This window comes from Vibrio sp. V30_P3S12P165, from assembly GCF_009904905.1.
In the GTDB taxonomy this organism is placed as follows: Bacteria; Pseudomonadota; Gammaproteobacteria; order Enterobacterales; family Vibrionaceae; genus Vibrio; species Vibrio fujianensis.
The window spans coordinates 84,674-92,185 of sequence record NZ_WXWH01000004.1; the positions used below are offsets into that span (position 1 = coordinate 84,674).

General features: G+C 41.3%; 8 protein-coding genes and 1 pseudogene. 6 read left to right on the forward strand and 3 right to left on the reverse strand.

The annotated features are described in order from the left end of the window. The first annotated feature begins 1 nt into the window (after position 1). The gene (locus CAG57_RS00740; protein ID WP_161428118.1) at positions 2-1,690 is read left to right on the forward strand and encodes a DUF3466 family protein; all 1,689 of its coding nucleotides are present in this window, start codon (positions 2-4) and stop codon (positions 1,688-1,690) included. Between the two features lie 163 nt (positions 1,691-1,853). After that, the gene (gene rmf, locus CAG57_RS00745; RefSeq protein ID WP_099611224.1) at positions 1,854-2,027 is read left to right on the forward strand and encodes a ribosome modulation factor; all 174 of its coding nucleotides are present in this window, start codon (positions 1,854-1,856) and stop codon (positions 2,025-2,027) included. A gap of 141 nt (positions 2,028-2,168) precedes the next feature. On the opposite strand, the gene fabA is transcribed toward rmf, so the two are convergent. Continuing rightward, positions 2,169-2,687 (reverse strand): bifunctional 3-hydroxydecanoyl-ACP dehydratase/trans-2-decenoyl-ACP isomerase, encoded by a 519-nt coding sequence (fabA, locus tag CAG57_RS00750; RefSeq protein WP_099611225.1) that lies wholly within the window; start codon positions 2,685-2,687, stop codon positions 2,169-2,171. A 72-nt stretch (positions 2,688-2,759) separates the two neighbouring features. Further along, positions 2,760-4,403, reverse strand: a complete 1,644-nt coding sequence (locus CAG57_RS00755) for a S16 family serine protease (RefSeq protein ID WP_161428115.1) — start codon at positions 4,401-4,403, stop codon at positions 2,760-2,762. A 165-nt stretch (positions 4,404-4,568) separates the two neighbouring features. Between CAG57_RS00755 and matP the strand changes: the two genes are divergently transcribed. The 3 genes from matP (at position 4,569) to CAG57_RS00770 (ending at position 5,808) form a co-directional block, all read left to right on the forward strand. Beyond that, positions 4,569-5,018, forward strand: a complete 450-nt coding sequence (matP, locus tag CAG57_RS00760) for a macrodomain Ter protein MatP (protein ID WP_099611227.1) — start codon at positions 4,569-4,571, stop codon at positions 5,016-5,018. An 11-nt stretch (positions 5,019-5,029) separates the two neighbouring features. Continuing rightward, on the forward strand, positions 5,030-5,344 hold the full coding sequence (locus CAG57_RS00765) for a DUF3634 family protein (protein ID WP_099611228.1): 315 nt from the start codon (positions 5,030-5,032) through the stop codon (positions 5,342-5,344). 128 nt (positions 5,345-5,472) lie between these two features. Continuing rightward, positions 5,473-5,808: a hypothetical protein gene (locus CAG57_RS00770; RefSeq protein WP_099611229.1), complete on the forward strand. Its 336-nt coding sequence runs from the start codon at positions 5,473-5,475 to the stop codon at positions 5,806-5,808. A gap of 697 nt (positions 5,809-6,505) precedes the next feature. Here the strand turns inward: CAG57_RS00770 and CAG57_RS00775 are convergent. After that, positions 6,506-6,901: a helix-turn-helix transcriptional regulator gene (locus CAG57_RS00775; RefSeq protein WP_032473220.1), complete on the reverse strand. Its 396-nt coding sequence runs from the start codon at positions 6,899-6,901 to the stop codon at positions 6,506-6,508. Between the two features lie 120 nt (positions 6,902-7,021). Here CAG57_RS00775 and CAG57_RS00780 point away from each other — a divergent pair. Continuing rightward, a pseudogene (locus tag CAG57_RS00780) lies at positions 7,022-7,336 on the forward strand (phage/plasmid replication protein, II/X family); the annotation flags it as partial. Positions 7,337-7,512 lie beyond the last annotated feature (176 nt).

Genomic DNA, 7,512 nt, shown 5'->3' on the forward strand with positions numbered 1-7,512 from the left:
AATGAGTAGTAATACGTTTAAACGGACGCTGGTGAGTGCCGTCATCTTATCTTCAACCTCAGCCTCAGCAGCACTGTATCAAGTGGTTGAGGTTAGCCCATCAACAACCTTTGATTATAAAAGTAGTTATGGTGTCGCCATTCAGCCTGGTATGGTGAATGAACCATTAGGTTGCTTTGCCAATGGAGCAACAGATTGTGCATCATCGTTTAAACTTGCCGGTGAAACGCGGTTAATCGAAACTCATGATGGTGAAGCGATAGATGGCCTTAGCTACCGAGAAGAAGTGCCGTTTAGAATTGATAATACCTTCGTGTATATTCAAGAACTGCGTGATTTTGAGCGTTATTGTAATAACGAGTTACGTTATTCTACTTGTGAAAGTTGGGCATCGATTCGTTGGAATCTTTGGCACAAAGAAATCAATGGTGAGCAAACACCAAATGCCATCGCTTTTATTGAAGACGAAGGGATAGCAATTGATGAAACCAAGAATGTTGTTGTCAATAGTTTGACCGAAGCTGGACAACCGGTCGGCATTGTTTCTGACCTCGGTAATGTAACAGGATATAGGCGTAACTCTGTCACTGCACTCGTTGGTACTCAAGATGTCGACCTTGGATTACAAACTCGATCTTGGAAAACGGATGGTACTTATACTGTAGGCAGTGTAGCAAGCGGAAAAGTAAATAATGAAGGGGATTTTTATATTTCGAAAGGAGCGATTTGGAAAAATTTGAGTCCTAAAGACAGTATGACATCGTTACCTTGGGGGGCTGGAGTTTCTGAACAAAGGGATCAACGTCTCGCACAAGCTAGCTTAAGAGATTTTGTTATTTCAGGTGATAATAAAACACTTTATGCGGTTGGTTTTAACACCTTCTATGATAAAAATCATTATATGCAAGCGAGTATTACTCCATTAACCATTCAAGACGATAATTTAGCTCCAAAAGAAGCGATAGCTGTAAAAGGGGCGACGGTCTATTCTGGTGGCGGTACAAGTGGAGATAGAATCCACACCAATTCCCTTTTAACTTCAGTCAATGCAAATTTAATTGCAATTGGTGAAGCAAAACGAGCAACCGCAGAGAAAGGGGCGTATGCCAATCGATTATTTATTGTGCCGGACGTTTCCTCTTCTTCACCAACCGCTGCATTCTTATCGGGAGGCATTTTCTTTGAAGGTGCAGGGGGTAAAGCGGGCGCAATGAATAACTATAATGAAATGGTTGGCCAAATCGATGCCGATAATACTCGTGAAGTGAGTGGTAAACCACGTCGTAAACGTGGTTTTATTTACCCATATAATGGTAAGAATAGCAATGATGAGCGCAAAAATATCTTTAATAACCAAGCTTGGTGGTTAGATGATCTCACCAATGGTGGTGAGTTCTCAAATAACAATAACCAATACCGCATTATTGATGCAACTGATATTAATGATGCAGGTGTTATTGCGGCCAGCGCATTTAAATGTGTTGGTGGTTATGATTCAACCGCTCACAATGCTACCTGTAGTAATCAAGAAACTACGGTTGCGGTTAAGCTTATTCCAATTGCTGGCGCGACGAGTGAAGATATTGTTCAACGTGGCACCGACGATCAATCGATTGATCGTAAAGGAGCAACGATAGGATTGTGGGCTTTGATGTTATTTGGGCTCGTTGGGTTCCGTAAGAAAGACTAGAAAATTGTTAAATAGGGCACAAGTTCACAGATTTGGACTTGTGCCTTTTTTATGCCTTGAGAAAGTCCATTTATTGGTCAATTCTTAATGATGTGGTCATCAATTTGCCACATCGTTTTAATAGTTGTACGTTAAACACAAGTTACTGTATGAGGACTGCACTATGAAGAGACAAAAGCGTGATCGCCTAGAAAGAGCGCAATCTCAAGGATATAAAGCTGGGTTGAATGGACGTTCACCCGATGAATGTCCTTATCAACAAACTGACGCTCGTTCGTATTGGTTAGGTGGTTGGCGTGATGCTAGAGATGATAAAAACTCTGGTCTCTACAAATAATTTTCCACATACACCATGGATCTTAGCCCCGAAAGGGGCTTTTTGTTTTTAATTACGTACTTATGGCCAATAGGCCCTAGTGCACTATAACTAATTTTATTGTTCTAAAATTAGGCAGCCGGATCGGCTGCCTAATTACCTTTAAAATGATGAAGTATCTTGAAAAAGACCAACTTTTAGATCTTTAGCCACATAAATTTCTTTACCATCCACTAAAACACGGCCATCAGCTAATCCCATGACCAACCTACGATTCACCACCCGTTTCATATGAATTTCATAGGTAACTTTTTTCGCTGTCGGAAGAATTTGCCCAGTAAATTTTACTTCACCGACACCAAGTGCGCGTCCTTTGCCTTTTCCTCCAACCCAACCAAGAAAGAAGCCGACTAATTGCCACATGGCATCCAGCCCTAAACAGCCAGGCATCACTGGGTCTCCGGGGAAATGGCAATCAAAAAACCAAAGATCAGGGGAAATATCCAACTCTGCAAGAATCAGCCCTTTACCGAAATCTCCTTCGGTTTCTGACATTTTGGTCACTCGATCCATCATTAACATATTAGGCGCAGGTAACTGAGGGTAGCCTTCACCAAACAATTCACCACGGCTTGAGGCTAGAAGATCATCACGATTGTATGAATCACGTTTATTATTCATTATTTTACTACTCCAATTTCCAATAGGAAGCATGTTAGTGAACAGGTGTACGCTAAACAACTCCGATCAGTACTAGACAAACCAGTTTTTGATTCGTTCCATGATTCCGTGTGGTTGAATATGTTTTTCAAAATAAGCAATACGAGCCGCAATTTTGCTAATCACACTGTCTTCATCATCCCCTCTAAATGGTTTATTCATAAGCAAGGGAATGGCCTCATCAACAGTTGAGACAGGCCAAATAGTAAATTGGTCATTTTTTATACTGTCGATTACTTGAGGATGAAGAGCCAGATGTTTTAAGTTGCTCTTAGGCAAAATAACACCTTGTTGCCCGGTAAAACCTTGGTGCTGACAGACTCGGTAAAAACCTTCAATCTTTTCATTTAGCCCACCAACGGCTTGAACTCGTCCAAATTGATCCACGGCACCTGTGACCGCGATTTGCTGATCTATCGGATATTCAGAGAGCGCACTGACTAAAGAACAAAGTTCAGCAAGTGAAGCACTATCGCCATCGACTTCACTGTAAGATTGTTCAAAAACAACCGAAGCGGAGAAGGGTAACGGTACATCTAAGTCCAGCGCACTACTGACAAAAGCTTGCATGATCATCATACCTTTGGCATGCAGATTGCCACCCAGCTCAACTTTACGTTCTACATCAGCAATATCCCCATCACCAAAATGGATAACACACGAAATACGTGCGGGTTCTCCATAAGAAATAGGATGTCCTGCAACATCAATGACGGTTAATCCATTAACCTGACCTACTTGTTTTCCTTGTGTTTCGATAATCACCTGACCATCAAGAATATCATCTAACGCCCGCTCTGGAAGATAGGAAGCACGGTAATAGCGTGATTCGATAACTTGAATAACATGTAATTTTTCAATACTTTTTCCTTGAGACTCAATTGCTGATTCTTCAAGTAAAGCACGATGCCACATAAGGCAGAGTGGGGCATAGTGTTGATCTTCGGTGTATCTTGCCCCTGCGGTCATTACCGCTTCAATAGCACCTGAGGTTAATGTCGGTAGACGGTAACGTTCAATCATCCAGCGAAGATAGCCTAAATAAAGTGGCATAGTATGCTGATCGATTTTGATGTCTAATTCTAACTCACTAAATAAACATAAACCGGCATGAATATCTGAGTCCAAAAAATCAATGTCACCGAGTTGATGGCGATCACCGACAATAATCAATTTAATGTTATAAGATTGGCTGGGTAGCTCGGGAAGTAATGAACGTTTATCACAATTAATAGGAGAAATCGATTCACCAAGTACGGCAGATTTTAATTGTGGCCAGCAACGAGGATTTGCTAACAATAAATTAGCAGAAACAATAAGATAACCATTATTAGCTTGCTCTAATAACCCAGTGGATTGGCTGATAATCTGCCCATTTTCAGCTTTTATTTGGCCAAAAAGGGTGGACATATCCAAACTCTCTGTACGAACGATAGGCACTCCTAACCGTTTGTTTTGTATATGTTCTTGCACCAAAGAGCGGTAAACTGAATTATCTGGCGCATTAATTAACAGAACCCGGCTAAAACCCTGTATCTGTATGAAGCGCTCTATGGCTTGAGAAAGGCGATGCTGGGTTTGAAAAAAAGAATGTACCGGAATTTGTTCAAACTGGGCAAATAACAAGTCAAAATCGTCATACTGGGGCGTCACTAAACGCCAGATATCTTGTGTCATTGAGTCATCGAAGTGATTAAAAGAACTGAAATTATATAGAAAAATCTCCGCTACGAATAGCGTTGTTATTATTAATGATCTCTATCGTATTTTTGATTGAGAGAATTGAAAGTTAGCGCCGGCATGGTTACACTGTCACTCAAAATTTATACGGATTTGCCGAATATGAAATATCAACAACTCGAAAATCTAGAATCTGGTTGGAAATGGCAGTATTTAATGAAAAAATGGAAAGATGGTGAAGCCATTACTCGCCATATTGATCGCAGTGAAGCCGATGCGGCGGTTCTGCAGCTCAAAGCTCTTGAACACGAACCCACATTAGTGCTCGATTGGATTGATAAACATATGGCGCTTGCTTTGGATAATAAGCTTAAACAAGCGATAAGAGCGAAGCGTAAGCGGCATTTTAATGCAGAGCAGCTTCATACGCGTAAAAAGTCTATCGATTTAGATTATCGGGTCTGGGAGAAATTATCTCTAAGAGCAAATGAGCTTGGCTGCACCTTATCAGATGCGATTGAATATTTACTAAGTGAAGCCTCACGTAGTGAAAAAGCAAGCCGTGCTGTGACAAGTTTGAAAGAAGATTTAAGTAAATTACTATCCAATTAGGAACGAATAACATGATTTACGCCATCATTATCGCTGGGATTGTCATTTTTTGGTTGTTTGCTGTTGATCGACCCGTTTTAAGGGTGACATTTAAATCCGGCCAGATGACTACAGCAAAAGGGCATTTCCCTCCAACGTTTAAACACAATGTGAGTGATATAGCTGAATCCACACCTTTTGATGGTGAAATGAAGGTATATCATCAGAGAGCAGGAATGAAACTTGTTTTCTCTAAAAACGTTCCTAAAAAAGTTCAGCAACGGATTCGTAATGTTTTTCCTCATCAAGGTTTTAAAAGTCGTGGGAAATCAAAGAAAAGTCACTAAACGCATTTATTGAGTAACAACACTAATTTCATTTCCTTATTAAGTGAATCGAACATTAACCTAATCACACTCGAAAGACTGAATAAATCGCATATGATGTATTCAATTGCATTGATTAGGAGCGTCTGATGATAAAGAAAAGCGTCATGTTAGGATTGATATTAAGTAGTATGGTGATGTCGGCTTTTGCTGATGACGCCGAAACGAATCCAACAGCAAAGAAAATTAAGCAGCAACTGATTAAGCAGCTAAAAAAGGATCAGTTTTCATTATCTGGTTACTGTGACGTATTTATATATATGCGTCATGTCACTGCTAAAAAGGCAGAAGTAAGGAAAGCGACCTCGACGGGGTCATCACATCAATGCAAAGAGATCGAGCAATTGATACGAGTAGGAAAAAAGTATTCTTATCAACAACCGGAATACATTATTAGAATTCATATTGAGGATCGACACTTATAACAATTATTGATGATGCTTCCTATGATTAGAGTTTAAATAGCCCAGGATACCGATTACAACAAACCTCACTTTAGTACGCATTATGTGGCCCGTCATTATGTTGAGGGGCAGTCGTCAGTACCATTGCGCAAGCACTGGCGACTTCATTTGCAGCAGAACGTGGGCAGCTTGCTGAATCGTTCTGCAAAAATGAACCCGTAACATAATGTCGAGTAATACGAATTAAGGTGTTGCCCGTTTTTAAATCACGGCTCGATTTTCTCTGCTATACGCTCGCGTGTAGAGAGAAAATGAGCAGCCAAGCGGAAAGAACGCTAAGCACTTCCCATCATGCCGACACCGCGCGGCAGTTTCCCTCACCGCCTTTTCTGGCCTTATAAGTTCGAAACTCTTCACCACGCCGCGACACGCGACGTTCTACGGAAGCGGGGCGTGGTGTGAGTGGAGAGTACACTATCTTTAATAGTGTACTCTTGTCTAAATATTAGACTTTCTCACTACTGAACGACCAAGCGACTGATTGACGACGACCGACGGAGCGGCACTGAGCGGAGGAGAAGGAGGATTGAAGGAGTGCAGGGAGCAAGCAGCAAAGGCAGGGAGCTTTAGCTCTGACTTGCTGCTTCTGTATGCAAAATCACCAAATTGAGTTGGGGTTACTGTTACACCCCAACTAAGTCCGGACTTCCGGACTATTTCAGCGAAGACTCTCTTCGATATCTCGCACAGTTAACATGGCTTCCAAGTCAGCATCTTTCACGCTCATATAGGTATCGAGCATAAAAAAGAAATGATCCATATCGTCTATGCATTCCCAAGATACCATAGTGATTAGGTCTTTAGGTGCTCCACTTCTAGCGAGCTTTAAAACGAACTCATCAAATGTGCAATGTTCATTCTTTTTACCAAAACAAATCTCGTTTGGCGTGATGTTGAGTGCTTTTGACAGAAGGGCGATTTGCGTTGCTTTAGGTTCAGTCTCCCCGTTCTCCCATTTTAGGTAGGTTTGCTTTGCCACTTTAACTTTTTGAGCTACTTGTTCTTGAGTTAGCCCCGCGGATAATCGAGCCGCCTTTAATACGTCTTTCAACACGTGACCTCCTTAACAGGTACGTTTTTTTATTATCATAACACCACTTTTTAACACCAATGACTTGAAGTAACGAATGTTAATCTGTAAGTTATAAAAAAACGTACTTGACAGGGTTTTGGTGTGTACTTCATTGACCAGCTTTTCATGCAACAACTGCATCCTGACGGTGGACTTCCACTGGTCGGGACGCATGTTATTGAAAGGCTCGATATGGAGTCTGGTGAAGCGCTTCCACCATCTGTAAATCAAAAATTTTTAGAGGGGTCGTTTAGCTCAAAACTGACGATTCGCTGTGATGGTTACAAGGTTAGGGTTATGGGCAATCCGTCCCGTTGGCAAAGAATGGATAACCTGTTTGGCCTAACCACATTGGATGAGTGTGTTGAAATCTACAACCACGTCTTAGCTCAATACGATTTGCCACCGTTCACCAAAATGTCACCGATCATGCAAAACTGATCCACTAACGATCATCGAAAACTGATCCACTTGGTATCATCCGTTTATTTTTTATACGGGTGATTTATGTTAACCAAGGAGACATTTGTGGATATTCATGTTCGCTTTGCACAAGGCCAAAGCATTCGTAACATTGCCCGTCAATTAGGCAT

Coding starts and splice junctions, on each gene's coding strand:
- CAG57_RS00765 (WP_099611228.1), top strand. CDS start 5,030: ATGATTTACGCCATCATTATCGCTGGGATTGTCATTTTTTGGTTGTTT.
- rmf (WP_099611224.1), top strand. CDS start 1,854: ATGAAGAGACAAAAGCGTGATCGCCTAGAAAGAGCGCAATCTCAAGGA.
- fabA (WP_099611225.1), bottom strand. CDS start 2,687: ATGAATAATAAACGTGATTCATACAATCGTGATGATCTTCTAGCCTCA.
- CAG57_RS00755 (WP_161428115.1), bottom strand. CDS start 4,403: ATGACACAAGATATCTGGCGTTTAGTGACGCCCCAGTATGACGATTTT.
- CAG57_RS00770 (WP_099611229.1), top strand. CDS start 5,473: ATGATAAAGAAAAGCGTCATGTTAGGATTGATATTAAGTAGTATGGTG.
- matP (WP_099611227.1), top strand. CDS start 4,569: ATGAAATATCAACAACTCGAAAATCTAGAATCTGGTTGGAAATGGCAG.
- CAG57_RS00740 (WP_161428118.1), top strand. CDS start 2: ATGAGTAGTAATACGTTTAAACGGACGCTGGTGAGTGCCGTCATCTTA.